The organism is Bacillus sp. 9.4, assembly GCF_055486415.1.
This window is the reverse complement of sequence record NZ_JBVFMU010000007.1, coordinates 25,352-51,875: the sequence shown is the minus strand read 5'-3', so window position 1 is coordinate 51,875 and position 26,524 is coordinate 25,352. Positions and strand designations below refer to the sequence as shown.

At 39.4% G+C, this 26,524-nt stretch carries 26 protein-coding genes and 1 pseudogene; 14 read left to right on the top strand and 13 right to left on the bottom strand.

Features of this window, described 5'->3' with window-relative positions; genetic code table 11:
* Positions 1–77: 77 nt before the first annotated feature.
* Positions 78–758, bottom strand: a complete 681-nt coding sequence (locus tag ACZ07B_RS20970) for an ArsR/SmtB family transcription factor (RefSeq protein WP_014478969.1) — start codon at positions 756–758, stop codon at positions 78–80.
* 89 nt (positions 759–847) lie between these two features.
* Between ACZ07B_RS20970 and ACZ07B_RS20965 the strand changes: the two genes are divergently transcribed.
* Complete coding sequence (locus ACZ07B_RS20965; RefSeq protein WP_024572367.1) at positions 848–1,471, top strand: flavin reductase family protein; 624 nt, start codon at positions 848–850, stop codon at positions 1,469–1,471.
* Positions 1,472–1,588: 117 nt separating this feature from the next.
* Here ACZ07B_RS20965 and ACZ07B_RS20960 read toward each other — a convergent pair whose 3' ends face one another.
* The gene (locus tag ACZ07B_RS20960) at positions 1,589–3,037 is read right to left on the bottom strand and encodes an aminotransferase-like domain-containing protein (protein ID WP_024572366.1); all 1,449 of its coding nucleotides are present in this window, start codon (positions 3,035–3,037) and stop codon (positions 1,589–1,591) included.
* Positions 3,038–3,169: 132 nt separating this feature from the next.
* Here ACZ07B_RS20960 and ACZ07B_RS20955 point away from each other — a divergent pair, with 132 nt between their 5' ends.
* From ACZ07B_RS20955 to ACZ07B_RS20930, 6 genes are all read left to right on the top strand, one after another.
* On the top strand, positions 3,170–4,072 hold the full coding sequence (locus tag ACZ07B_RS20955; protein WP_464877647.1) for a DMT family transporter: 903 nt from the start codon (positions 3,170–3,172) through the stop codon (positions 4,070–4,072).
* A gap of 256 nt (positions 4,073–4,328) precedes the next feature.
* Positions 4,329–5,030 (top strand): response regulator transcription factor, encoded by a 702-nt coding sequence (locus tag ACZ07B_RS20950; RefSeq protein WP_024572364.1) that lies wholly within the window; start codon positions 4,329–4,331, stop codon positions 5,028–5,030.
* A 3-nt stretch (positions 5,031–5,033) separates the two neighbouring features.
* Positions 5,034–6,482 (top strand): HAMP domain-containing sensor histidine kinase, encoded by a 1,449-nt coding sequence (locus tag ACZ07B_RS20945; protein WP_134155650.1) that lies wholly within the window; start codon positions 5,034–5,036, stop codon positions 6,480–6,482.
* On the top strand, positions 6,479–7,618 hold the full coding sequence (locus ACZ07B_RS20940; RefSeq protein WP_464877646.1) for a WD40 repeat domain-containing protein: 1,140 nt from the start codon (positions 6,479–6,481) through the stop codon (positions 7,616–7,618). The genes ACZ07B_RS20945 and ACZ07B_RS20940 overlap by 4 nt, the downstream gene beginning before the upstream one ends.
* Before the next feature lie 246 nt (positions 7,619–7,864).
* Positions 7,865–8,692 (top strand): polysaccharide deacetylase family protein, encoded by an 828-nt coding sequence (locus ACZ07B_RS20935; protein ID WP_174223528.1) that lies wholly within the window; start codon positions 7,865–7,867, stop codon positions 8,690–8,692.
* Positions 8,693–8,846: 154 nt separating this feature from the next.
* Complete coding sequence (locus tag ACZ07B_RS20930) at positions 8,847–9,734, top strand: LCP family glycopolymer transferase (protein WP_464877645.1); 888 nt, start codon at positions 8,847–8,849, stop codon at positions 9,732–9,734.
* 69 nt (positions 9,735–9,803) lie between these two features.
* On the opposite strand, the gene ACZ07B_RS20925 is transcribed toward ACZ07B_RS20930, so the two are convergent.
* The 5 genes and pseudogenes from ACZ07B_RS20925 to ACZ07B_RS20905 all read right to left on the bottom strand — a co-directional run bounded on the left by ACZ07B_RS20925 (position 9,804) and on the right by ACZ07B_RS20905 (position 13,962).
* On the bottom strand, positions 9,804–10,595 hold the full coding sequence (locus ACZ07B_RS20925; RefSeq protein ID WP_464877644.1) for a GNAT family N-acetyltransferase: 792 nt from the start codon (positions 10,593–10,595) through the stop codon (positions 9,804–9,806).
* Positions 10,596–10,791: 196 nt separating this feature from the next.
* A pseudogene (locus ACZ07B_RS20920) lies at positions 10,792–11,037 on the bottom strand (low molecular weight phosphatase family protein).
* A 58-nt stretch (positions 11,038–11,095) separates the two neighbouring features.
* Complete coding sequence (locus ACZ07B_RS20915) at positions 11,096–12,403, bottom strand: arsenic transporter (protein ID WP_326237349.1); 1,308 nt, start codon at positions 12,401–12,403, stop codon at positions 11,096–11,098.
* Between the two features lie 12 nt (positions 12,404–12,415).
* The gene (gene aseR, locus ACZ07B_RS20910) at positions 12,416–12,751 is read right to left on the bottom strand and encodes a metal-responsive transcriptional regulator AseR (RefSeq protein WP_464877643.1); all 336 of its coding nucleotides are present in this window, start codon (positions 12,749–12,751) and stop codon (positions 12,416–12,418) included.
* Positions 12,752–13,365: 614 nt separating this feature from the next.
* On the bottom strand, positions 13,366–13,962 hold the full coding sequence (locus ACZ07B_RS20905; RefSeq protein ID WP_015715300.1) for a TetR/AcrR family transcriptional regulator: 597 nt from the start codon (positions 13,960–13,962) through the stop codon (positions 13,366–13,368).
* A 203-nt stretch (positions 13,963–14,165) separates the two neighbouring features.
* Here ACZ07B_RS20905 and ACZ07B_RS20900 point away from each other — a divergent pair, with 203 nt between their 5' ends.
* A complete protein-coding gene (locus ACZ07B_RS20900) occupies positions 14,166–15,353 on the top strand; it encodes an MFS transporter (protein WP_464877642.1) in 1,188 nt (395 codons plus the stop codon).
* 143 nt (positions 15,354–15,496) lie between these two features.
* Here ACZ07B_RS20900 and ACZ07B_RS20895 read toward each other — a convergent pair whose 3' ends face one another.
* A complete protein-coding gene (locus ACZ07B_RS20895) occupies positions 15,497–16,090 on the bottom strand; it encodes an NAD(P)H-dependent oxidoreductase (protein WP_129092262.1) in 594 nt (197 codons plus the stop codon).
* A 110-nt stretch (positions 16,091–16,200) separates the two neighbouring features.
* Here ACZ07B_RS20895 and ACZ07B_RS20890 point away from each other — a divergent pair, with 110 nt between their 5' ends.
* Positions 16,201–16,635 carry a winged helix-turn-helix transcriptional regulator gene (locus ACZ07B_RS20890; RefSeq protein ID WP_464877641.1) on the top strand — a complete coding sequence of 145 codons (435 nt, stop codon included), beginning with the start codon at positions 16,201–16,203 and terminating at the stop codon, positions 16,633–16,635.
* Between the two features lie 98 nt (positions 16,636–16,733).
* Here ACZ07B_RS20890 and ACZ07B_RS20885 read toward each other — a convergent pair whose 3' ends face one another.
* Positions 16,734–17,606 (bottom strand): YitT family protein, encoded by an 873-nt coding sequence (locus tag ACZ07B_RS20885; RefSeq protein WP_042977057.1) that lies wholly within the window; start codon positions 17,604–17,606, stop codon positions 16,734–16,736.
* Between the two features lie 254 nt (positions 17,607–17,860).
* Between ACZ07B_RS20885 and ACZ07B_RS20880 the strand changes: the two genes are divergently transcribed.
* Positions 17,861–18,190, top strand: coding sequence for a winged helix-turn-helix transcriptional regulator (locus tag ACZ07B_RS20880; RefSeq protein WP_464877640.1), 330 nt, complete (start codon positions 17,861–17,863; stop codon positions 18,188–18,190).
* An 81-nt stretch (positions 18,191–18,271) separates the two neighbouring features.
* Positions 18,272–18,844: an alpha/beta hydrolase gene (locus tag ACZ07B_RS20875; RefSeq protein WP_464877639.1), complete on the top strand. Its 573-nt coding sequence runs from the start codon at positions 18,272–18,274 to the stop codon at positions 18,842–18,844.
* A 52-nt stretch (positions 18,845–18,896) separates the two neighbouring features.
* On the opposite strand, the gene ACZ07B_RS20870 is transcribed toward ACZ07B_RS20875, so the two are convergent.
* Together ACZ07B_RS20870 and pdxR are read right to left on the bottom strand one after the other, a co-directional pair.
* On the bottom strand, positions 18,897–19,322 hold the full coding sequence (locus ACZ07B_RS20870) for a MaoC family dehydratase (protein ID WP_116316440.1): 426 nt from the start codon (positions 19,320–19,322) through the stop codon (positions 18,897–18,899).
* 195 nt (positions 19,323–19,517) lie between these two features.
* Positions 19,518–20,909 (bottom strand): MocR-like pyridoxine biosynthesis transcription factor PdxR, encoded by a 1,392-nt coding sequence (gene pdxR, locus ACZ07B_RS20865; protein WP_464877638.1) that lies wholly within the window; start codon positions 20,907–20,909, stop codon positions 19,518–19,520.
* 154 nt (positions 20,910–21,063) lie between these two features.
* On the opposite strand from pdxR, the gene ACZ07B_RS20860 reads away from it, so the two are divergent.
* A complete protein-coding gene (locus ACZ07B_RS20860; protein WP_464877637.1) occupies positions 21,064–21,927 on the top strand; it encodes a DMT family transporter in 864 nt (287 codons plus the stop codon).
* Positions 21,928–22,050: 123 nt separating this feature from the next.
* Here the strand turns inward: ACZ07B_RS20860 and ACZ07B_RS20855 are convergent, their stop codons facing one another.
* Positions 22,051–22,461: an Lrp/AsnC family transcriptional regulator gene (locus ACZ07B_RS20855; RefSeq protein WP_041519106.1), complete on the bottom strand. Its 411-nt coding sequence runs from the start codon at positions 22,459–22,461 to the stop codon at positions 22,051–22,053.
* Between the two features lie 242 nt (positions 22,462–22,703).
* Here ACZ07B_RS20855 and ACZ07B_RS20850 point away from each other — a divergent pair, with 242 nt between their 5' ends.
* A complete protein-coding gene (locus ACZ07B_RS20850; protein ID WP_133953624.1) occupies positions 22,704–23,465 on the top strand; it encodes an MBL fold metallo-hydrolase in 762 nt (253 codons plus the stop codon).
* 568 nt (positions 23,466–24,033) lie between these two features.
* On the opposite strand, the gene fumC is transcribed toward ACZ07B_RS20850, so the two are convergent.
* Positions 24,034–25,422 (bottom strand): class II fumarate hydratase, encoded by a 1,389-nt coding sequence (fumC, locus tag ACZ07B_RS20845; RefSeq protein ID WP_134155677.1) that lies wholly within the window; start codon positions 25,420–25,422, stop codon positions 24,034–24,036.
* 168 nt (positions 25,423–25,590) lie between these two features.
* Between fumC and ACZ07B_RS20840 the strand changes: the two genes are divergently transcribed.
* A complete protein-coding gene (locus tag ACZ07B_RS20840) occupies positions 25,591–26,481 on the top strand; it encodes a LysR family transcriptional regulator (protein WP_464877636.1) in 891 nt (296 codons plus the stop codon).
* The last annotated feature ends 43 nt before the right edge of the window (positions 26,482–26,524 follow it).

Sequence of the window (26,524 nt, the reverse complement as noted above, 5' to 3'; positions counted from 1 at the left end):
GAAGGAGTAAGATTAGAACAAATCTTACTCCTCCCTAGATTTCGTACCGCATCATCTGATGTTTCCGTTTCAACATCCTAAATCTTCACGTTTAGGTGCTTTTCAAACGCGATTTTCCCGCTTTGTGTAATCCTAATCGCTCTCGTTTTCGGCATACGAACGATCCACTCTTCTTCTAACATGCGCACCAATAGGGCGTTTCCTAATGCTCCTGCAATATGATGCTGCCGTTCACTCCAATCCAAACAGCAGCGGGCAAAGGCTCTCCTCTTATTCCGTTGTTGCTCTTCATTGATGCCTAACTTTGAAAAGAATAAAGCACCCTCTGAAGTCACCTCAAAGTTTAAATCAACTTTTTTTAACATCCCCTGCTCAACTAATGAATGTGCCATTTGCACGCCCACATAACCTGCCAAATGATCATAACAGGTACGGGCGAAATGCAAGTCCTTTTTCTCTTTTGACTCTTTTAAAGATTTGACTTTTGCTTTAGGCGCAATATGAAGCAATTGTTCGATCACATTTGCAGCATCTGAGTCAGACAATCTGTAATACCGATGTCTCCCATGCTTCTCTACGCTAATCAGCTTTGCTTCAAGCAATTTATTCAGGTGAAAACTTGCGGTTTGAGGTTTAATGTTAGCGAGATATGCAAGCTCTCCCGCAGGGTGTATCCTTCCATCCATCAGACTGAGAAGAATGGAAGAACGCGAGGGATCTGATAGCAACGAAGAGATTTTTGCAATATTAGGATTCATGATTTTCCTCCTTACATTCATATTTCGATGATAGTTGAAATGTTAATCCTTTACAATATAAATGTAAGCGTGACAAGGAGGAAAAAACATTGGACATCAAAAAACGAGACACTCGTCGATTTAAAGAAATCAAACCCAAGATCATGTATTATGGTACCTCGACATTTCTTCTAACCACATTGAATGAGGATGGAACCACTAATATTAGTCCTATGTCTTCTTCTTGGGCTCTTGGACATTATATAATCCTTGGAGTAGGACTGGGAGGAAAAGCCATCGACAATTTGGAAAGACACAAAGAATGTGTCATAAACTTGCCTGGCCCGGAATTATGGGAAAACGTTGAAAGAATTTCATCTTATAGCGGAAAAAAGAGTATACCGCCTTTGAAGAAACAGCTCGGATTTACATATAAAAAAGAAAAATACGAGGCAGCAGGGTTAACGCCTTTACAATCAAAAACAGTATCACCAACACGAATCAAAGAATGTCCTATTCAAATAGAAGCCGAAGTGAAACACATTCGGTTTCCAGAATATGAATCGTCATTCGCAATTGTAGAGACGCAGGCACTACATTTTCATGCCGAGGAAAGTATTATACTAGACGAAAACCATATCAACCCTTCCAAATGGAGCCCGCTTATCTATAATTTCAGACATTACTTTGGTTTAGGAAGAGAAGTCGGAAAGACTTTTCGTTCAGAGACATGATCATTTTAAGACCGAACCATGATTTGGTCTATTCTAGTAACCCTTGTTATTATCAGATCAAGCGATCATTAGGCTTGATCTCTTTTTTAGTGAAACATCCATTTAAGGATATAAAAGTTACTTACTTGCCAGTTCTTTTATCATTAAACCCAACTCATAAATCCCCTTTTGAAGGTCTTCAAGAGATGCATAAGCATATGATAAGCGAATATAATTCCCTTTTTCCTGAGCATAGATACTGCCGAGATTGATCAGAATCCCTTTTGATAAGGCTTTAGTATAAAGTAATTTCATTGATATGGAAGGCAATATTTTTATCCAGACAAAAAATCCTCCTTTTGGGATATTCCATGTCGCCACATCTTTCAAATGAGTTTCTAAAACACTCAAGGCCAATTCTCTTCTCACCTTTAATTGCTGCCTAACCTTTTCTACATGCTGCTGGTATTGGCCGGAAGTAAACCACTCTGCCGCTACTCTTTGGGATAAAGAACTGGATCCGTAATCTGTTTGCATTTTAATGTCAGATAAACGCTCAATCACCGGTTCCGGTCCGACGATCCATCCAATCCTCAAGCCTGGGCTTAATGTTTTCGATAAACTTCCTATGTACAGTACGTGTCCATTTTTATCAATTGTTTTAATAGGATATGGCGGAATTTCATCGATCCATAACTCACGATAAATGTCATCTTCAATAATAGGAAGCTGTGTATTCTCACTTACTGCTAGGATTTCTTCCCGCCGCTTTTTAGACATGAGAATACCAGTCGGATTGTGAAAACATGGATTTGTATATAAGATAGCCCTTCCCCGCTCTCCTCTTGTTAAATGAACATTTTCAGGCAAAAGTCCTTCATTATCCATAGGAAGTCCAGTCAGCTTCATACCAGCTGATTGAAATACGTGTAATGAATAAAGGTAGGAGGGCTGATCAAGATAAACGGTTGATCCTCTTTGTAACAGCCCCATTGATATCAGCTGCAAGGCTTGCAACGCTCCTGAGACAATCAGAATGGAAGAAGATGAGACGTTGATTCCAATGGTTTTTAAATAGTTGCTCAATGCCTCCCTCAAAGGTAAGTAACCTTTTGGTTCTTCATATCCGAATGCCTCCATGTGTTGAGATACCTTCCCCATCATCTCTTTCATAACAGCCAAAGGAAAAATCTCAGCTGAAAGTTCACCTTTACTGAGCTGTATAAGGTCTGTATTTGATTCTGATTGATTTATCTCTTGAACGATTTTTCGGCTTGGCATCTGAATACCAGAGGTGACATATCGATCCCAATCGGGAGCAGAATTCTTAGCCATCAGTGTCCATGTGTTGTTGATAACAACTGTGCCTTTCCCCATTGTGCCTTCTATTAACCCATCGGCCATCAATTCCTCTAAGGCTGTAATCACTGTGCTCCGATTTACCTGAAAATCTTTTGCAAGCGTGCGCTGGCTTGGAATCTTGCTTCCAATCGGCCACTCTCCATTTCCTATTTTCTCTTTAATAAAATGAACGATTTGTCTGTACTTAGGGAGCTTTTTCATCTTTTTTTCTTCTGGAAAGCTCATAGAATCGGTCTCCTTAAAATAAATTGGTTGGGTCAAAATCCGTTTAACTGGTTGAAGCTATATCACCAAATCTTTATTAATATAAACACACATTAAATAACTGGTTGGTTTTTGTAAAGAGGAGTGAGAGGAATGCGAAAGAAAACAGTTCAAATAATGATATCTCATAGTCTCATGATTGGTTTATGGGCATCTGCTTTTCCGGGAATTCGCGCAGGACTAGAAGGGTACACACCAGAACACCTTGCTTTATGTCGTTTGTTAATCGGCTCTATGGCATTATTGCTTTTTGCTGTTTTGACTCAGATGCGCCTACCCGACTTGAAAGACATTCCTGCCATTTTTCTTTTAGGGTTTTTAGGTTTTGCACTGTATCACATTTTATTAAATATTGGCGAAAGGACAGTTAGTGCAGGGGTTGCAAGCTTACTCGTTACTACGGCACCGATCTTCTCAGCCATGCTATCCCGCCTGTTTTACAAAGAGCATTTTGGATTTACGAAATGGCTTGGCTCTATGATCAGTTTATTGGGTGTATTATTGATTGCATTTGGGGCGGGAGACTTTACATATTCAATGAGCGGTATCTTGGTCATCCTGCTGGCAGCATTTTCGGAGAGTATTTATTTCGTTTTTCAACCTAGCTATATAAAAAAATATGGTTTTATTCCATTTGTTACATTTACCATTTGGGGCGGAACAATACCTATGCTTGTGTTTCTGCCAGGCTTAGGCGAAGAGATGATGAACGCTTCAATAAGCGCAACTTTGTCTATCGTTTACTTAGGATTATTGCCGACGGTTATTCCTTACTTCGCACTAGCATATGTCACTTCACTCGTCGGTGCTTCAGAAGCAACCCTTTCACTTTATGTTACACCGGCTTTAGCCTTGATCATATCTTGGATCTGGATCGGCGAAATACCCACACTGATCTCTCTGCTAGGCGGAGTGGTTACAGTTGGCGGGGTATGTTTTACCTATTTAACACCCAATAAAATCAAACGATATGGAAACGCTCTTATACATAAATAAAGAAGATACCCGCATCATTTGGTATCTTTTTAATAAGCTCATTTATCAATTAAAATTGCATTGTTTACCATAGTCCTCTAATCCAACGATAGCTCAATTCCCCCGATTTTGTTGACGATGGTGAAAATATATCCAATTATAGTTTGGTCTGAAGTTCTGAATAATCACTATTAAAAAGAATGCTATAATGAGTGATATTGCAGACTCTAAGATAGATATATTCAATTTAATCATGAAACAGGGAATGAATGAAATAATGGATAAAACGAAAATACTTATTATTGAAGATGATGAAGCAATAGCAGATCTGCTTTCATACGGGCTTACGCAGGAAGGTTTTCAAACGTGTACTGAATCTAACGGAGCTTTAGGGATGAAACAGCTAGACCAATTCAAACCCGATCTTCTGCTGCTTGATTGGATGCTGCCAGATTGCAGCGGATTGGATATCTGTAAAAAAGTGACCCAACGCTATAATATCCCTATACTTATGATCACCGCAAAGTCAGATATCACTGATAAAGTCCTTGGGTTGGAATTTGGGGCTGACGATTATATTACAAAGCCATTTGACTTGCGTGAAGTTATCGCCAGAATTCGTACAATACTCAGGCGTCTTGAACAAGCTAACCACGTGAATGATCGAGGATCGTCTAATGAGGATCACATTCAATTAAAAAATATTGTGATGATCCCAGACGAAAGAATAGTAAAAAAAGATGGGATCATTGTTGATTTGACTCCTAAAGAATTTGATCTGCTTAAGACATTGATTGACCATCGTGGAAAAATCTTTACACGTTCAGAGCTGTTGGAATTTGTTTGGGGCTACGATTTTGCCGGGGATACACGTACGGTAGATACTCATATCCAAAGACTCCGTAAAAAACTGGATGCAAGCGACCTCATTAAAACAGTGTTTGGCATTGGATATAAATTCGAGAAGCAGGAGGAGTAGAGAGTGTTACGGACGATCAAGGGTAAATTTATTATTGGTTTTTTTCTGATTTTTTCTCTCTCTTTCCTAGTGCTCAATCAAACGGTCAAAAGCGTCATTTGGTCAAGCAATGAAAAAATTGTAACCTCAGATTTAATAGAGTTAAAAAAAAACAGCATCGTGTATATCAATCAAGCATTTTTAATCAATCATTATAAAAACAATGAACTATACTTCGGCGATATGGCCGATGAAATAGTGGATAGTTTAACTCATTCAACAGAAAGCAATGTAGGCGTTTATACCGTAGATGGCACTTTGTTGTCTTCTTCTAATAAAACAATGTTTTCACAAGGCATTGACGATGACCTAGCAAAAGCAATTAACGGAAAAAATGCTTATCATATCACCTATGATCGAAATCAAGCACAGGTGTTTTTTTCTTATCCAGTTGTCATTGATGGTGCAAAAGTTGGCATATTGCGTTTTTCTAAAGATTTTAATTTGCTTTACAAACAAAGCGGAGAGATTTTAAATATTATTTTTTATATCGCTCTTGCGATATTTGTGGCGGCGTTTCTTTTCTCTTATATACTCTCCAGACACATCACGATTCCAATCGTCAAGCTGACAGAGGCCACCTCAGAAGTCAAAAAGGGAAAGCTGGATGTGGATATCCATTTTTCTAGAAAAGATGAAATTGGCCAGCTTACGGTTAATTTCAATGATATGATCACCAGAATTAGGGATCAAATTTCAACTATCGAAAAAGATCGGGACAGGTTAAAGGAACTTAATGAACAGGAAAAACGTTTTTTTGACAATATGACCCATGAACTGAAAACACCTCTGACTTCTATTCAAGGCTATGCTGAAATCATAAAACAAAAAGGGGAATCAGATCAGGCGTTTTTTGATAAAGGAATGAATCATATTGTTGAAGAAAGCCGGCGTCTGCACAATTTGGTTATAAAACTTCTTGAGGTATCTAGAGAAACCTCTAAAGAACAATTCGATAGGATTGATACAGGAACGATTTTGAAAGATGTATGCGAATCTATGAAATTTCGTGCAGAACGATATAAAAAGAAGATCACCTATGAGATAGAAGACAGTCTCTATGTGTATGGTCAAAAGAATAGAGTGCGCCAACTCTTTATTAATCTTTTGGACAATGCGATCAAATACAGTTTATCTCATTCAGAAATCATGATTCAGGCTAAAGTTGCGGGAGATCAGGTTCTTTTTATGTTCAAAAATCCAAGTGATCCATATGACGACAACCAATACACAAAAGTGTTTCAGCCTTTTTATTCAATAAACCAAAAGGTGACGGAAGAAGGAAGTTTAGGGTTGGGGTTAAGCATAGTTAAAACAATTGTCGAAAAACATGGAGGAACAATCAAGATGTTCTACGAAGAAAACCATACAATCATCACTATTGAACTAGCTTACATGAAGGTTGAGAAATGATCATGAAGAACAAACGGTTTATTATATTGTCAGGGATATTATTGATTTCCTTGATTTTTGTATCCAGCTATAATATGGGCAAGCGATCTGAAACCATTATCATTCCAAACAAGGAAGAGAGCCAGATTGATGACGATCAGAAGTCGGGCTCCTTTCAGGTGAAGAAGATATATCGCCTCCCTCAAGCTGACCAGTTGCTTGGCTGGTCTTCATCAAACTCTGTAGTTGGTTTTTTCAAAGGAAATGACACAACGCAAGGTAAAGCGCAGCATCTTCAGAATGTCTCCTATCCTTTTGAAAAACCTGAAACTCTGCAGAGCATTGACCGCAATACTTCCAACCTTAAGTTGTCTCCCGACGGGGAAAGTATCGCCGGATTAACGATGTCATCAAATAAGATAACACTAAATCTAATATCACTGACGAACAGAAACAAAAAGGAAGTAGCCAGCTTTTCTTCTAGCAAGGATGCCTTTGTACAGGATATTTCATGGTCAAATAATAGCAAATACATTTGTTATCTTGTCATTGACACGACAAAAAATGACCAGACTGCGGTCAATGTATTCAACATAGATTCCGGAACCCTCAAAACGTATCCATTGAAGAATGTTGATGAAAAGGATTCGCTTACGGCAGTTTCCATTTCAGATGATGGACACAGTTTGCTGCTTACCATGTTACAAGGGCAACAATATCGCATTATGACGGGGACCATCAGCGGTGACAGCATCACTATTCAAAATAAGCGGCAGATTAGCCCCTATGGTAAACCTGTTTGGTTAAACAATGACCAATTTGTATTTTTAGGTATCGGAGAAACCTTATACGAATACGACCTCAGAAACAGTGAGCTCTCTGTTCTGCTCGAAAATGTAGCTGTTTTTACCATATCTAATGATCGAAAGAAGATCGCTTACTCTTTATATGACAAGGACAATACTTATGCAGGAAAGCTGCAAGGGAAAAATGTCCTCTACGCAGAACCTATATACCACGGCGCCAACCCATCAGAAATATATTGGAGTCCAGATGGCAGCAACCTGCTTGTTTATGAACAAAACCAGTATACTTCTATGGAAAACTCATCAGCCCGATTTTTTGACGATCGCTCTTATATCATATCCTTCAAGTAAACCTTATTTCTATTGAATAGAAATAAGGTTTTTTCTTATACCTGCAAGATATTACATAACAATGATTCCTTCATTTGTTGACATTTTGTTTACAAATTGATCAAACTTCTGCGATAACTCCCATCTATATTAAAAGAGCATCATTTTTACCGGGCTTTGTCTCCAAAGTTTCATTGGCCTTCTAATTTATGTGACTCGTTCGCGAGAAAACTAGTTTTGATATCTACAATTGAGGAGTTGGAAAAAGTGTCAAATTCACCAAGAAGGGATCGTAAGTTGAATCAAATAGGAAAAATAGGTTTTGGGATATTGATTATTCTAGGTGTAACGTTACTATGCATTTCCTGGAAGGCACTTGCCGGCCCAAAGCAGGAACCAATAAAAGAAAGTACAAACGCTTCTGAGCAGGCGCATATAGAAACACACAAAAATTCAGCACAGAAAAAAGAACAAAAAAAACCTGCTGAAATCGGGAAGGTCGTTTATTTAACATTTGATGACGGACCAAACCCTGCTGCTTCAGAGAAAATTATGGATTTGCTTCATAAATACAATGCAAAGGGAACGTTTTTTATGTTAAAACCAAATATCGAGCGAAATCCTAATATTGTGAGAAAAATGGCGGAAAACGGCCATTCTGTTGGGTCTCACGGCGTGACGCACCAGGTTTCCGAAATCTATAAATCCCCTGAAAGCTTTGCTGCAGAAATGAACAATACATTGGACTACATTAAAGAAACAACCAAAGTCAACACGCATTTAATAAGAGCACCTTACGGGTCAAAGCCTTACATTACTGGCCCTTTTAGAGATGTTGTGGAGCGTGATCATTTTAACCTGTGGGATTGGACGGTTGACTCAGAGGACTGGAAGTACACTCATGGAGAGTTTGTTAAGAGTGTCATTCAGCAAGTCAAAACCCTTGAAGGAAAAGAGCCGCTTATTGTATTAATGCATGAAAAGCCAACTACCGCGGCGTATTTGGAACAATTATTAAAATATTTCCGGGAAAGCGGATACGAAATGAAAGCAATTCATGATTCAATCAAACCGGTACAATTCAGATTCAATTGAAGTATAAATTTAAAGTATCTTATATGAACTACAAAATATCACGGAGATAAAAGAATTATTTATTAGAGAACCGTTAAGAACCAGTACAACATATAAATATTCAACTTGATCAGAAAGGAATTTGATAGTGAAAATCGGGAGAAGGAAACTGAAAATGCAGAGTATTTTATTGTTTGTTCTAGCCCTCTTGTTAACCATTGGAGGCCTGACCTGCTATAGCATTTACCGAAACGTAGCAAAATCGGTCAACCATATGTATGAACCTCTGCAAAGAGATTCTAAGCAACAAGATGCTAGTCTTGGACATGATCCTATATCGATTCTTTTGCTGGGAGTAGATGAGCGCCCCGGTGATAAAGGACGGCCGGATTCGATGATCGTACTGACTTTAAATCCAGAGACGAAAACATCGACGATGGTAAGTATACCGCGTGATACCAGAGTATTTATGCGATCAAAGAATACCAATATTAAAATGAACGCAGCATATACTTACGAGGGTATTGAAGGTGCCGTTCAAACCGTTGAACAATTTTTAAACATTCCAATCAATTATTATATCAAAGTCAATATGGAAGGGTTTAAAGATATTGTAGATGAGATTGGCGGAATCACAGTGAATAATGATTTCCCTTTTACCCTTGAAGGGGTGCATATACCAAAAGGGGAACAGCACCTGGATGGAAAGGTTGCCCTTAAATACGCACGGATGAGAAAAGAAGATCCTCGCGGTGATTTTGGGCGGCAGCAGCGGCAGCGAGAAATCATTAACCAAATTATTCACGAAGGAGCACAATTAAAATCATTAAAAAACTATCAAGGAATTTTGGCTGCCTTAGAAAAAAATCTACAAACCAACTTAACACTTGATAAAATGATTGATATTCAACGCTCTTATAAAGAAGCCGTTCAACATGTCAAACAGATCGAAATAAAAGGTGAGGATAAAAAGATAGATCACTTATGGTATCATGTTGTAACTGATGAAACGAGAAAGGACTTATCGAAGAAACTTCGCCAGCAATTAAATCTAGATTCTTAATAAAATAAAAACCGGTATTCACCAACCGCTTACTCATGTAAAGAGAAGAGTTCTTGCCTCTTCTCTTTTTTATGATTTCCCGGAATAAAAAAGAGAGTATTCGATTATTTTCTTAAACCCTAGTTTAGCTGCTAATGCAATGGACGAATTGTTGCAGATATCACAATCCCAGCTAGGAACAATCCCATTTTCCATACAAAACACTATAAACCTATTTGCTACGCAATAAGCTAACCCCAGTCCTCTATATTCCTCAAGTGTATAGATATCCATTTCCGCTCGATTATGCCCTAAAAATATAGAAGTACACTCACTTACTACATGATTGCCATGTAATACGGCAAATCCAAAACCTTTTGAAGCAAACTGTGAGACAGAATCCCAATACTCCTCATAATACGCGCTGTTAAACGCTGTGCTGTGTGAAATGATGTCTTCGTCTATTCTTTTCAATACAAGACCCTTTGGCAGTTGCAAAGTCTTTTTGGAATATTTTCGTTTATAAGAAAATGCAGCTCTTCTCATTTGGTTTAAGTCATCTTTCAGTATGGGTTTCAGTACGCTATCCCATGTATCACTGGAAGAAAACAAGGTAAATCGTTTTGATGATTTCACTTGTTCTTCATAATATCCTGCAATGAAATCATGAAAATCCCGATTCCCTTGGTCTCCCGCAATAAAATAAATGCCTGATTCAGTTCCTATAAAAAACGATTTAGGAAAGGTTTGATCATCTGCATAAACAGCTCCCGGAATGATTTGGTCTAATATTGAATAGACAAATGTGGGACAATATTTGTCATCAAACATTGTTTTTAAGCTACTATACTTTTCTTTTGTTAATTCCTGCAAAACAGACAACTCCTTTAAAACACCGTCTTCTTCTTGATTCTGTTCACAAAATCAATTTTCCTCTATCACCAGCTAAATAACTTCCCTGTTACGAATCTCAGACAAATAAAAAAACAAAAACAGGTGTCTGCACTCAGCCCGCAGACACCTGTTGAACAACACATTGCATTATATAACCCAAGAAAACGCTGAGTATATCGATTCTTTATTCCCCAGTTACAGCAAACTGTTTTAAACGGTCACCAATTTCAGCACGGACCCTTTGGAAACACTTCTTCTGTTCCGTGTGCTTTTGCCGGATCATCAAATTTATCCGATGTTTGATTTGAAATATCAATCCCTGCTTCTTTCATTGCTTTGACAGCACTCGATGTCATCCATGAGCTTCGATTCCTGCGCTGTACACATTCCACTTGTCCCCAAGGTATTTTCTCCCCCACCCTTCAGCCATTTGACTGCGGCAAGAGTTACCTGTGCATTGTTTTCCTTGATATAGTGACCTTGTCCTTTTAGAAACAAGAATGGATTATCAGCAGCCAAATATACAGGCCGACAAGTGTGATCAATAAAGTGGGTATCGTGAGGATAATTCCTGTTTTAAAATACGTGCCCCAGGAAATTTTCATACCTTTGTGCGAAAGAACATGAAGCCATAATAATGTCGCCAAGGAACCAATCGGTGTTATTTTAGGTCCTAAATCTGAACCGATCACATTTGCATAAATAAGCGCTTCTCTCATCATCCCATGTGTATCTGTACCGGCAATAGCCAATGCGTCAATCATAACAGTCGGCAAGTTATTCATAATGGAAGAAAGAATCGCCGCAATAAAGCCCATTCCAATTGTCCCAGCAAACAATCCTTGATCAGCTGCGGCTTGAATCACATCTGAAAGGACATCAGTTAATCCGGCATTTCGGACCCCATACACAACAACATACATGCCAATTGAAAAGAATACGATAGCCCATGGCGCCTCTTTCACCACTTTCTTTGTATGGACGGCCGGACTCTTTTGCGCAGCGATTAAGAAAATGATCGCAATGCTACCCGCTACCACTGATACAGGGATAGAAAAAAATTCACTTGCAAAATATCCAATTAACAGCAGCCCTAAGATATACCATGACAGTCTGAACATGTTTTGATCTTTAATTGCTTCAACAGGTTTTTTAACCTCAGTCAGATCATAGCGTTTTGGTATGCTTTTTCTAAAGAAAAGGTAAAGTACAATGATGCTCGCCAGCAGCGAAAACAAGTACGGGACAACCATTCTGGATGCATAATCAATAAACGTAATATGAAAATAGTCCGCTGAAACAATGTTGACCAAATTGCTCACTACTAAAGGAAGCGAAGTGGTATCCGCAATAAATCCGCTGGCAATGATAAAAGGAAAAACCAATTTTTCATTAAAATGTAATGCTCTGACCATCGCTAATACGATTGGTGTCAATATAAGAGCTGCACCGTCATTTGCAAATAACGCGGCAACGATAGCCCCTAATAGAGATACATAAACGAACATCCGCACACCGTTTCCTTTTGCAGCCTTAGCCATATGAAGCGCTGCCCATTCAAAGAAACCGATATTATCAAGAATTAACGATATCAGTATGATAGCCACAAAAGCCAAGGTCGCATTCCAAACAATCCCTGTCACAGTTAACACATCATGAAAATTGACAACACCTGCAATCAGCGCTAACACTGCGCCTCCACAGGCTGACCACCCTATAGATAAATTTTTCGGCTGCCATATGACTAATACTAGAGTTAATAAAAAGATGAATACAGCTAAAACCATTGATGTCAATCTAATGCCTCCTTACTGGCAACACGCTTGAATTTTCTTTTGTTTGATATGGTTTAACAATTCATCCTCCTGATCAATTTGATGTAAGATCAATTGCAATGTATCAAACTCAGGACAGGAACCATTTATTGAATAATAACGCCATTGGCCTCTTCTGTCCTCATTCACAAAACCTGCGTTTTTTAATTTCCGCAAATGCTGGCTTATGGCGGGCTGGCTCATTTCGAACATATCAACCAATTGACAGACACAATATTCTTTTTCAAGAAATAATCTCATCATTATAAGCCTAGTTTGATCACTAAGTGTTTTCAAACAACGAGTCATCGCCGCAACATCAATCGTCATATGAGCTCCTCCTTCCCAAATCAATATATAAGAAATCGTTATATACACGCCAAATGATTATACATTCCCCTTTACGTTTCCATATGTAGCGCTCCGTATATCTTAAGGATCAAAACTTTGAAACGAAAACCTGAGTCGCTCCCCGCGTTTCCTTAGCGCCCCCGTCATTATATAAACTTTTATTTATATAAACAATCTCTTATATTTGGAACATCAAATATTCCGGTATAAATATTAGACTATTTCAGTTATGGGAGTGGTCATAGAGCCCAAGCTGAAAATAGACAGATCCTCTGGATATTAAAAAACAGGTCTCTTTAGAGGCCTGTTTACATTGCAAGTATTTTTTCCATTGCCATGACACCTACATAATGGCCATCGATTTTCCCCTGTTCTTTAAATACTCCAACTTTGCGATATTCCATTGAAGTATAGAACCCTTGTTCCAATCGATGAAAAGGAAATGTAATAATATGATGTTATGTATTCACGATTGAATGACTTCTTTTTCGACATCCGATAATTCCGCTCAGCAACAAAAATCTTATCTCTCACTTTGCGATTAGAGAGAACCAATTTGTCATATAATCCGTAGCTTTTGCAGTTCTTATCAGCTACATACTCTCTGTAGCAGAGGTAGCTTGAACTCCCTTAAACGCGTTCATCACCAAATCATGCACATAGGAATCATTCACCTCATCCCCTGTTATAAGCAGACGATAGAAAATTGGTCCGTAAATGAGATCTATGCTTACTTCAATATCAAGATTCTCTCTCAATTCACCTTTCTGAATTCCCTTTTCTAGAAGGCCTTTCGCTTGGAGGCGGCGAGGCTGGAAAAATCGCGTGCGATATTCTTCTGCCAATTTTTCATCCAACTGCCCTGCACCTATTAATTCCTTAATAACGGTTCCTTCCCGGCTTGTCAAAAACCTAGCTAAATTCGTGGCGTGGGTTACTATATCTTGTACTGACGACCCTGTATCAGGCACAGGCAGCCTGTCCGTCGCGGTCGAAAGAAAGCTGTCCATGATAACGGCAGCCTTGTTAGACCACCATTTATAAATCGTTGCTTTACTTACTTTCGCACGCTCGGCAATTTTATCGACTGTCACCGCATCGAAGCCTTTTTCCAGCAATAGGTCATAGGCTGCAGAGAGAATCGCCTTATGCGTTCCTTCATCACGCGGCCGCCCTCGTTTACTCTGCACATAAATCATTCCTTCCCGCAATATAAACTATACGTTCAGTATACTTAACTTGAATAAAAAAAGAAAACAGAAATCCATTTACAAAACTGAACGTTTAGTATATTATTTTTATTAATCGACGAAACTGAACGTTCAGTTTATAAAATCACTTGTGAGAAGTCATGATTACACTCAAAAAACCACTTAAAAAGGAGTTCATTCATATGGCTAATGGAAACAAACAAGCAGTTCAGAGGATTTCACCCAGTTTAACCCTTCTTCTCGCAACTGCATGCGGTATCATTGTTGCTAATCTTTACTATGCACAACCCTTGGTCGGATTAATTAGTAAGGCAATTGGACTTTCTCCAGGCAGTGCTGGATTGATCGTCACACTCACCCAAATCGGATACGTTGCCGGCTTACTATTCCTTGTCCCTTTAGGAGATATTATCGAAAACAAAAAACTTGTCGTTGCATCGCTCCTTCTAAGCGCAGCGGCTTTGACACTAACAGCATTTGTGAAGCATGGAACACTGTTTTTAGCAGCTGCGTTTTTCGTCGGATTGGGATCAATCGCAGCCCAAGTGCTTGTTCCATTTGCATCATACCTTGCATCAGACGCTGCACGCGGCCGGGTTGTTGGCAATGTCATGAGCGGCTTATTACTCGGTATTATGCTTTCCCGTCCGATATCTAGTCTAGTCGCTGATATCTGGGGGTGGAATGCAATATTCGCTTTGTCCGCCGTGGTAAGTGTTATCCTGGCCATCGTATTATCAAAAGTGCTTCCTGCCAGAAAACCAACAGCAAATACAAACTATACTGCCTTACTCGGTTCAATGTGGAAACTGCTGCGCACGACTCCAGTTTTACGCCGCCGTGCCATCTATCATGCGTTTGTATTTGGAGCTTTCAGCTTGTTCTGGACTACCGTTCCTTTATTATTGTCGGGTCCTGATTTTCATTTTTCTCAGAAGGCAATAGCACTCTACGCATTGGTGGGCATTGCGGGTGCAGTCGCTGCACCAATAGGCGGCCGCCTGGCTGATCGAGGCTTAACCAGGCTTGCCACTGGAATCGCTCTCGGTGTTGTCGTTGTCTCTTTATTACTGCCGCTCATGATTCAGAGCAGCTCCCCCGTCGGTATAACAGTTCTAGTGGCCGCAGCTATTCTGTTAGACATGGGTGTATCTGCAAACCTTGTGCTCAGTCAACGTGCTATTTTTTCGTTGGCGCCTGAAATTCGCAGTCGATTAAACGGATTATTCATGGCGATCTTCTTTCTAGGCGGTGCGATAGGGTCATCAATTGGAGGATGGGCATATGCCTCAGGGGGATGGAGTACAGCATTATGGATTGGAATCGCTTTTCCGGTCATCGCTTTGCTTTATTTCATCACAGAGAAATAAGTCTTTCACCAAAAATAAGCAGTCAGGACCAAGCAAATAGCTTATTTTTGGTGGCTTCTTCTTTTTTCGCTATATGTTAAAATCCCTCTGCTGAACAAGAAAAAATCCTGCTTGGTGAGTACAGGATTTTCCAAAATCAATCTTTATGTTAAATCGACACCCTCCAGCTGTTTCAAATATCTTTGCAGGCGAACCTTCGGGTTTAATTCTATATTTGTAATATGCTTTACATACCGATTCGCACTTTCGGCAATTTCTTGGTCACTGATTGTATTGGCGCGATATTCGGCAAAGGAAGGCAGATAGGTCATGCCTACTAAATGGGCAGATGCTTGGAACGGTTTTGTCAGCTCGCTTATCGAAAACAAGTTATATCCGCCGGCTTGATAAGAGTGTTCAGGTGAACCGATGGACATGGCAGTTACCCACTCTTTCCCCTTCAATTTATTTCCGCCGGGACCATGAGCCCAGCCAAACGTAAACACTTCATCAAACCACTGTTTTAAAAGCGGTGGGCTGCTGTACCAGTATAATGGAAACTGAAAAACGATACGGTCATGGGCCAGGAGCTGCTGTTGTTCAAATTCCACATCAATTGGTTGATCGCGATATTTTTCATAAAGATCATGGACAGTTACATCTGGTTCACTTAAAACGGCTTCTTTCCACTTTTTATTGATACGAGAGGATTCTATATTCGGATGTACAACGAGTACGAGTGTTTTCATATAATCCATTCCTTTCATTCCTTAGATGTGACATCATTATATGATGTATATTAAAATATAAAAAGTACGCACATTGAATGTATATAGTATCAAAAAGTATACTATTAGGAGTGAACAGCTTGAGAAATCGTAAACTCGGCATTGATTATTCTTCTGATGACTTTGAAGGATGTCCGGTGGAGACAACATTAGATATCATCGGAGGTAAGTGGAAAGGCATTCTTCTTTATCATCTCATTGACGGTAAAAAGAGGTTTAATGAGTTTCGAAAACTATACCCAAAAATTACCCAGCGTATGCTCACGCTACAATTAAGAGAATTGGAACGGGATGGCGTGATTCACCGCGAGGTTTATAAACAGGTCCCTCCAAAAGTCGAATACTCTTTAACTGAGTTTGGAAGAACATTAGAACCTGTTATCCTGCACATGAAGGATTGGGGAGAAAAATATAAAGACAGGATTGATAAGCTCGAAGCAGCACGTAAAGCTGAAGATAAAATCTATAAACCAGAAAAAATACCAGGGGTTTTGACGCCCTTGGTATTTCTGTGATTCAGACCTTCACCGGTGACACCCACAAGCCTCAAAAAGTGTTTTTGATTAAATTACCCGCGGCATGTCAATTACGGTTAAAAAGGTCATTCTATTTTTTAATGATGATTAAGACTTCTAAAATTGCTGCCCTTCACTTCAGCTACGTCATATACGGTGACAAAGGCAGATTTATCAATATCATTAATAATTTCCTTTAGTTTGGTTTCTTCTAAACGGTTGATGACACATGTGATTTCTTTAAATTTCTCGTGGGAAAAACCCCCGTAAGCTTCTTTATATGTGGCGCTTCGGCCTAATTGATCACGTATTGTCTCTACCATTAATTCAGGTTGGGTTGTAATAATTTGAAAGGTTTTAGAGCCGCTTAAGCCTTCCTCCACAACATGAATCACTTTGGATGCAATGTAGTAAGCAATGACTGAAAGCAATGCCCCTTGTAAGCCAAATACTGTGGAAACAAAAATAAACACGAAAAGGTTTAAGAATAGAATGAGATCGCTCGTTCCGAATGGCAGTTTTCGGGATAGCAGCACAGCAAGCATGTCAATTCCATCTAATGCGCCGCCATTACGCAGCGCCAGCCCCATTCCGAATCCAAGGATAATCCCGCCGACAACGGTAATTAAAAGGGTATCTCCTTCTATAATTGCGGGTGTGTGGTGGAAAAAGCTTGTCCCCGCGGCAAGCGATACGATTCCGATAATTGATAATAATGCAAAGCTTTTCCCAATTTGCTTATATCCTAACCAGACAAATGGAATGTTGATCACAGCAATCAAAATCCCCAGCGGCAAGTTGAATAGCTGTGAACCAACGATGCTAAGACCCGTCACTCCTCCATCAGATACACTGTTTGGAATGAGCACTGTTTCTAGTCCATATGCCGCTATGATTCCTCCAATGATAACCATGATGATTTGGAGAATCATTTTCGCTTTAAATTTCTTATGTTTTTTGGGTGTATTCATACCATTCCTCATTTCTCAAATATTTCGTTATATTTAAATATACCATAATAGATATTTTCAGCTAAAAACATGCGTTTTTTTAAATAAAGTAATTAACAGTAAGGTAACCCTCTTTGACTTAGAACATTCATGTACCGTGCCGCCTGTTGAGCAAGCGGCCCCTTTCACTTCAGATCGTGAATCGCCCTCAAACTTCAACACCGAAAATCCTAATTTATTCTGATATGATACTTAAAAAAGGAGGTTTGATTACAATGAATAACCTGTGCCGCAGTAAACAAGCCCCATTTGAATACACCTTGTCTCTTATAGGGGGCAAATGGAAAATGAGAATACTCTATGAGTTAGGGTGTGAAAAAACGATGAGATACGGCGAGCTGAAAAGGGCTATGCCCTTCATCACCCATAAAATGTTAAGCGCACAGCTTAAGGAATTGCAAACTGACGGCCTTATTCATCGGTCTGAGGTTTCTCAAACCCCACTGAAAGTAGAGTATTCGTTATCTGACAGAGGGCGATCTTTGTACCCCCTCATAGATGAGATGTGTAAGTGGGGAATGGCACAAGGAGTGCCTCATATATAAAGCTACTTACAAAAAAGTGCGTACTTGTTTCCCAATGAGAGGAATTTTATACTGAATGAAAATATTTCTTAGGAGGAAATAATGACAAAACAAGTCTATATCATTCATGGCTACAGAGCCTCCTCAACAAATCATTGGTTCCCTTGGCTGAAAAAACGTCTGCTCGCAGATGGGGTCCAAGCAGACATTTTAAACATGCCTAATCCGCTCCAGCCAAGACTTGAGGATTGGCTGGATACACTCTCTTTATATCAGCACACTTTACACGAAAATACGTATTTGGTTGCGCACAGCTTAGGGTGCCCTGCCATTTTGAGATTTTTGGAACATATTCAATTACGAAAACAGCTTGGCGGAATCATACTTGTTTCCGGCTTTGCCAAATCGTTGCCCACTTTACAGATGTTAGATGAATTTACACAGGGATCGTCTGATCATCAAAAAATCATCGAGTCCGCGAAGCACCGTGCTGTCATTGCTTCTAAGAACGACCAAATTGTTCCATTTTCATGGAGCAAGGAGCTGGCACAACAAATTGACGCTGCGTTATACGAAGTCCAGCACGGGGGTCATTTTCTAGAAAATGAGGGGTTTACTTCTTTGCCTATTGTTTATGATATTTTAACCTCTTATTTTTCAAAAGAAACCCGCTAACATCTTTCACCCATCTGCTTCAATCGAGCCCGCGAAAAGCGGGCTTTCTGAGTTATCGTTTCATCAATACGGATAACTCACCTTCAAACACTTTTACTTCTTTTTGATTATAAGTAGATAACAATACTGTGAGTATTCCCAATTCATTTCTCTTTGGCTGCTTATCAAGAACCTCAACAATTGTAAACAATTCATCATCCGGATATACGGGTTTTATAAATGTCATATGATTCATCTCTGTTCCGGCTATAATATCGTCTCCATAGAAACCTTCTTCAATCCAAAGTTTAAAAGATATGGCCAGTGTTTGTATGCCGGAAGCGATAATTCCATTAAATCTGCCTTTACTCGCTTTTTCTTCATCTACATGCATATACTGAGGGTCAAATTCACCCGCAAACCGCATAATATCATCTTTTGATACTTTTAATGATTTCGTTTTGAAGACCTGGCCAATTGTAAACTCATCTAACTTCATTCTTACACCTCTATTTTTTCAATTGTCTATTTTGTTTATTTTAGCACTGTGATGAGCAAATAAAAAATTCTGTTTTTCGCTAAACAGACATATCGTGGGCTGGACTGCTGGAACTCATCATATACTTAAAAAATATTGAACAGCTCTCAACACTTAGTTCCGTCACTTGGCCGTTTTGCTAAACTGAAAGCTCCCTCATATCTTCCAGGCAGCCTTCAGTTTTTTTATGCCTTCTCTTATGTCGGATTCAGAAACCCCTGCAAACCCGAGCGAGACCGTTTTTGCAGGAGGATGATGTTGATAAGAAAGAGAAACAGGATAAATTTTTACTCCATGTTTTTTCGCCTTCCCAATTAACTCTTTTTCACCAAATGGCAAATAAACGTCAAGTAAGATACGAAGCCCAGAGTTTTCTCCACGAATTCTGACATGCTCTCCTAATTCCCTTTGCACTGCCTCTAATACAATGGCTCTTTTTTTGCGGTAAAGTTTTCTCATTCTGTTGATGTGTTTTTGCCACTCTCCATTTTTTATAAATTCAGCTAGGGTTAGCTGACTGTGGCAGGACACTGTTTGCTTATATAAGGACGTAATTTCATGCCCCTTTTTTAAAAGAGGTGAAGGAAGAATCATATAGCTGATACGCAGCGAGGGCAAAAGAGACTTAGAAAAAGTGCCCATATAAATGACACGGTTATGCTGATCAAGCCCTTGCAGAGAAGGAACCGGCTGTCCTGTGTACCTAAATTCCCCGTCATAATCATCCTCTATGATAAAGGATTGATTTTCGGCCGCCCATTTGAGCAGCTGAATTCTTCTGTTAATTGTCATTATGGTTCCCAGCGTAAATTGATGGGAGGGTGTGACATATACAAGGTTTGGCTGCTGTTCTTTGATCTTCTGTATACAGATTCCTTCATCATCGACTGGTATCGGAACAATATTCATGCGATTGGCTTCAAAAATTTTGCGTGCTCTTGGATAACCAGGATCCTCATACCCTATAGAAATATTCGGCTCAAAAACTTGGCACAAGATTTGCAGCAGAATAGGGTTCCCGGCACCTATAATCACTTGTTCAGGGCCGCAATGAACACCCCGAGATTGATACAGGTACTCTGCAATGAGTGTTCTCAGCTCAAACTCTCCTAAAACATGTCCCGGCCGATAAAGCTCGTGTCCATATTGGTCTAAGCTATTGACCATGCTTTTTCGCCATGCGGAAAAAGGGAAGTAAGAAGAATCTACATTCCCATAATGAAAATCAATCCATTGTTTATTTTCTTCTGCTTCTTGTTGAATGGGTGTTGTGCTTGGCATTCTATCATAAGCAAAATCAGAATCATGATAATCAGCAAACCACCCGCTTCTTGGCTTGCTCACAATATAGCCCTCAGCAGCGAGCTGTTCATAAGCACGTTCTACAGTCGTTTGGCTGATGGAAAGCTGATTCGCCAGGAGTCTTTTTGAAGGAAGCTTCATTCCTTTTTGAATACGGCCCCGATGCATGTTTTCTTGAAAATATCGGTAAAGCTGCTGATAAAGCGGAATATCCAGATTTCTATTCAAAAAAGGCGTGATATCCATTTGCGCGTTGTTCTCCTAACTGGTATGCATTTTTTTATGAAAACTGGCTGTTTATAAAAGGCCAATTCCAGTTTATAGTCATTGTAATCCTTAGCTATTGGTTTTGTTAAGAAAATACAGACAATGAACAAGAAAGATATGTGGAGTGATTGTAATGAACAAACGAACAAATGGCTGGATAAATGGTTTTATAGGCGTACTCATTTTCAGCGGCTCGCTGCCTGCGACCCGTTTGGCTGTGTCGGACTTCGATCCGCTGTTCCTCACCGTATGCCGCGCTGCGATAGCTGGTGTACTGGCGGGAGGTCTCCTTCTCATCTTCCGGCAGCAGCATCCTGCCAAAAGAGATCTCATTTCATTATTAGTGGTAGCGTTTGGCGTAGTGATTGGTTTCCCGTTGCTGACAGCTTTAGCGCTTCAGCATGTCACATCCGCACACGCCATTGTCTTCATTGGACTTCTTCCGCTTGCAACGGCGGTCTTCGGCGTACTGCGCGGAGGTGAACGCCCTCGGCCTGTCTTCTGGATTTTCTCAGCCGCCGGCAGCTTGCTAGTAGCAGGTTTCGCCCTGATTCAGGGGGGAGGTTCATCCCCGCTTGGTGACGCGTACATGCTGGCTTCTATCGTCGTATGCGGTCTTGGTTATGCAGAAGGGGCCAAGCTTTCACGGCGTCTGGGGAATTGGCAGGTGATCTCATGGGCACTCGTTCTGTCGCTTCCTCTTATGCTGCCATTGTCGTTCTTTTTTACGCCGGACTCATGGTCGGACATCGGCGTTCCCGCATTGCTCAGTCTTGCATATGTATCCTTATTCAGCATGCTGATCGGCTTTGTGTTCTGGTATCGAGGTCTTGCCCAAGGCGGAATTGCGGCGGTTGGGCAGCTCCAGCTTCTCCAGCCTTTTTTTGGGCTGCTGCTTGCCTCAGTGATTCTGCACGAGAAAGTGGGCTGGGCACTCGTAGCAGTGAATATCGCCGTTATCATGTGCGTTGCAGCAGCTCGGAGATTTGCAAAGTAAGGCTGATCGGCCGATGAGTAAAATAAATGAAAGCATGAAAAATACCAAGAGTCTGCGGCTCTTGGTATTTTTCATGCTTCCGAGAGGACTTGAACCTCACATAAAGAAGTGAAAAGGTTTTTCCTACTTGTTAATCACAATCGATAATTTATAATTGACATTCTTATTTAATTCCACTAAAAATTGATCTAATGCTTCATTAGACGGAAATCTGCATTCTAGAAGATAACAGCCATCCCCGCTGATTTTATAATTATTCATGACATATTTCTTTTGTGTTTTGATAAATGACAGGTATGGCTGATGATGGGTGCTTTTTGTATAGATATTAAGCAAAGCATGTATATAATACCCTAATTTCACTTGGTTCACTTTAATTGTATATCCCTCTATGACGCCGTTGTCTTCTAACTTGGCAACCCTTGAGGCTGCTGCTTGCCCTGTTAAATGAACTTTATCACCTAATTCTTTCATCGTAATACGGCTATTCTGAGATAACTCCTCTAATATTTGCATGTCTGTGTAATCCAACATGAAATCAAATCCCTTCTAAAATCTTTCTGTTCATCATCTCTCTAAAAAGGTGCAGTCCTGCACATTGCTTTAACATTTGTTTTATTTAATTAATCTGATTCTGCCTTAATGACAATTTATACAAAATAAATTACATACTTTCAAAAATCAAGTCAATCGACAGAAAGACTTGATTTTTTCCATGTATTTATTCAGCTGCTGTCTGTACACTATACAGATATTAAAGAAAAGGAGTTTTACACATGAACATTCAGCAAATTCGTAATGCCACACTTGTTGTCGAATATGCGGGCAAAACGTTTTTAATAGACCCAATGTTAGCTGAGAAGGGTGCTTATCCCCCATTCCCAAATGCCCCAAGACAGGATCAAAACAATCCTTTGGTTGAATTGCCAGCCTCTGTTGACCATATTATTAACGATATCGATGCTGTTATTGTTACCCATCTACACCTCGACCATTGGGATGAGGCAGCTAAAGAGGTATTGCCAAAAGATATCAAGCTGTTCTCCCAAAATGAAGAAGACGCAACAGAAATACGAAATGCCGGATTCAAAAATGTCGAAGTTTTAACAAAAGATACGGTCTTTGAAGGGATTCAGCTTATTAAAACAAAAGGCGAACACGGAAGAGGAGACATTTTAAAACTCGCAGGCCTTGTATGCGGCGTTGTGTTCAAACACAAAAGTGAGAAAACGTTATATGTAGCTGGAGATACAGTCTGGTATGATGCGATTCAAGAAGAGATTGATACACACCAGCCGGAAATCGTTGTAGTGAACGGCGGAGATAATCAATTCTATGAAGGCGGTTCTCTCGTCATGGGTAAAGAAGATATCTATGAAACGTATAAGGCTGCAGCAAAAGCAAAAATCATCGTGAGCCACATGGAAGCTGTCAACCATTGGAGTTTATCAAGAGAAGAATTAAAATCCTTTATTCATGAAAAAGGAATCTCCTCTGATGTGTTAGTGCCTGATGATGGCGAATCATACTCATTTTAAATGCTTATTTAATGACGGGTAAGGTTATAATGTCCGGTGAGAACAATACAGAATGAGTGCGTCGTTTTTGAAACGATTGAAGTACAGTGCCTTAAAAAGACTTTGTATTCTACCCCGCAATTAGATACACCGTTTCCGGGTGTAGATGGTTTAATAGAATATGAAAAAAACTTTGATGCTTTTCCCGGATTTTAAATGCCAATTAAAGCGATAGAGCTGAAGATGACATTGCAGCCGATTGTTTTGGAAGCATACAGAACTCCAGTTGCCGGTGTCTTTTGCGTATTGAAGACGGTAAAATGATTGAACAGAGATCTCATGTTGCTATCTATGACATTCTTTCGTCAGTTTGGCGTCTATCCCCACTTCGTGATCAAGCAATGGCTTGGTCTAAAGCATTATCCGATTGGTTATTGGTGTCACGTTTATGTAACTACCCAATCATAGTAACATACAAGCTTCTTTCATCGATTAAAACCTTATATAGAAGTAAGAACACCTTCATGGTTTCATCACAATTATAAAAAACTAGTTACTGATTAGTAACTAGTTTTTTATTTCAAAAGATTTACATGTTTGGTTTCACCATATTTTCTGGTTTAACCATCTCATCAAATTGTTCTTCCGTTAATAGTTCGAGTTGGACAGCAGCCTCTTTTAACGTTAAGCCTTCTTTATGAGCAAACTTAGCAATTTTCGCAGCATTTTCATATCCTATATAAGGATTCAATGCTGTAACAAGCATTAAAGATCCGGAAAGATTTTCTTTAATGGTTTTATCATTAGGTTCAATACCAACCGCACAATGATCATGGAAAGATTTTATTCCATCACTCAGTAGCTGCACGGATTGAAGGAAGTTATAGATAATAACTGGTTTAAATACATTTAGTTCAAAGTTGCCCTGACTTGAAGCAAAACCAATAGTTGCATCATTCCCCATAATTTGAGCCGCAATCATGGTAAGGGCTTCACATTGAGTAGGGTTAACTTTTCCTGGCATAATGGAGCTGCCAGGCTCATTTTCCGGGATTGAAATTTCCCCGATCCCACAGCGAGGACCGCTTGCAAGCCATCTAACATCGTTCGCAATTTTCATTAAGTCAGCAGCTAATGCCTTCATAGCACCATGTACATACGTTATTTCATCATGACTAGTTAAGGCATGGAACTTATTAGGTGAACTTTTAAACTGTTGGCCTGTAAACTTCGAGATTTCCTCTGAGACAACTTCTCCAAACTGTGGATGTGCATTAATGCCTGTCCCTACTGCCGTACCCCCGATAGCAAGTTCACGCATTTTTTCAGTTGCTTCCAATATCATTTCTTTCGAACGATCAATCATATATACCCAACCGCTAATTTCTTGTCCAAGGGTAAGAGGTGTAGCATCTTGAAGATGTGTACGACCTATTTTTACAATGTCATTGAATTTTTTTGCTTTTTCATCTAATGTGTTCCGAAGTTGATCAAGTGCAGGAACTAATTGTTCATAGATAGCTAATACACCTGCAACATGCATCGCTGTTGGGAAAGTGTCATTCGAGCTTTGACTGCGATTGACATCATCATTTGGGTGTATAGTTTGTGTAGAGCCTTTCTCTTTTAATAAAAGTGTTGCAAGGTTTGCTATAACTTCGTTAACATTCATATTGCTTTGTGTACCGCTTCCCGTCTGCCAAACAACGAGTGGAAAATTGTCAGCATATTTACCTTCAAGAATTTCATCACAAACTGCAGTAATAACCTCTGTTTTTTTACTATCCAAATTCCCTAAACGATTATTAGCAATCGCTGTACTGCGCTTCAATATAGCAAAAGCTTTAACAATACGTTTTGGCATTTTTTCAGAACCTATCTTGAAGTTCTCTTTACTACGTTGTGTTTGCGCTCCCCAAAACTTATCAGCAGGCACCTTTATTTCTCCAAAAGTATCTTTTTCAATTCGATAGTTCATTAAAATAGTCCTCCTTCTGAACACATAATTAGTTTAAAATTTATATAAGAGTTTATATATTTTGTTGATGAATTTATCATAACACTCATAAATTATGATGTATAATGCATAATAAATATGATTTTAATTCCTTCATGTAATGAATTATAAAAAAGGAGGATTTTTTTAATGGAATGGGAACAATTAGAGTACTTCCAAACTCTTGCTCGTATACAGCATGTAACGAAAGCTGCTGAAACGTTATCAATTACACAGCCAGCACTTTCTCGATCTATTGTTAGATTAGAAAATCAATTAGGTGTTCCGCTTTTTGATAGACAAGGCCGGTCCATAAAATTAAATAAAAATGGGGAAAGATTCCTCAAGAGGGTCGATTCCATAATTAAAGAATTTACTGAAGGAAAGGAAGAAATTCAATCCCTTTTAAAACCAGATCAAGGTGAAGTGTCTTTAGGCTTTTTACATACTCTGGGTACGACTATCGTTCCAAATTTAATTGGAGCATTTAAGAATCAATACCCAAATGTTCATTTCCAACTAAACCAGTCTCACTCTAATCAGCTTTTAGATAAACTAAAATCAGGTGAACTAGATCTTTGCCTGCTTGCTTCTTTTCCAGTCGAATCAAATATAATGTGGGAACCCTTATGGAAGGAGGAGCTCTTTTTATTTTTGCCCAAAAATCATGTGTTAGCTACTCGTGAGGATATTACGTTAAACGAAATAGCTAATGAGCCTTTTGTGCTAATGAAGGAAGGTTTCGCTCTTCGAGTAACAATAGATCATATATTTGAACAGGTTAATATTAACCCAAACATTGTATTTGAAGGTGAGGAAGCTGCTACAATCGCAGGTTTTGTGGCAGCGGGTCTTGGTGTTTCAATTCTTCCTGATTTTAAAGGGTTAGACCAAACAAATATCGCAAAGGTTCGGATTAGTTGGCCAAGGTTTGAGCGTACAGTCGGTATCTCTTGGATTGAAGGGAAATATCTACCACCTGTCACCGAAAACTTCAAGCAATATATCATCAATCAGTTTCCTCAAATTGATTCGATATAGTTCAACTAACTGTCATATATGAAATATAAAGGTTATTACGGAA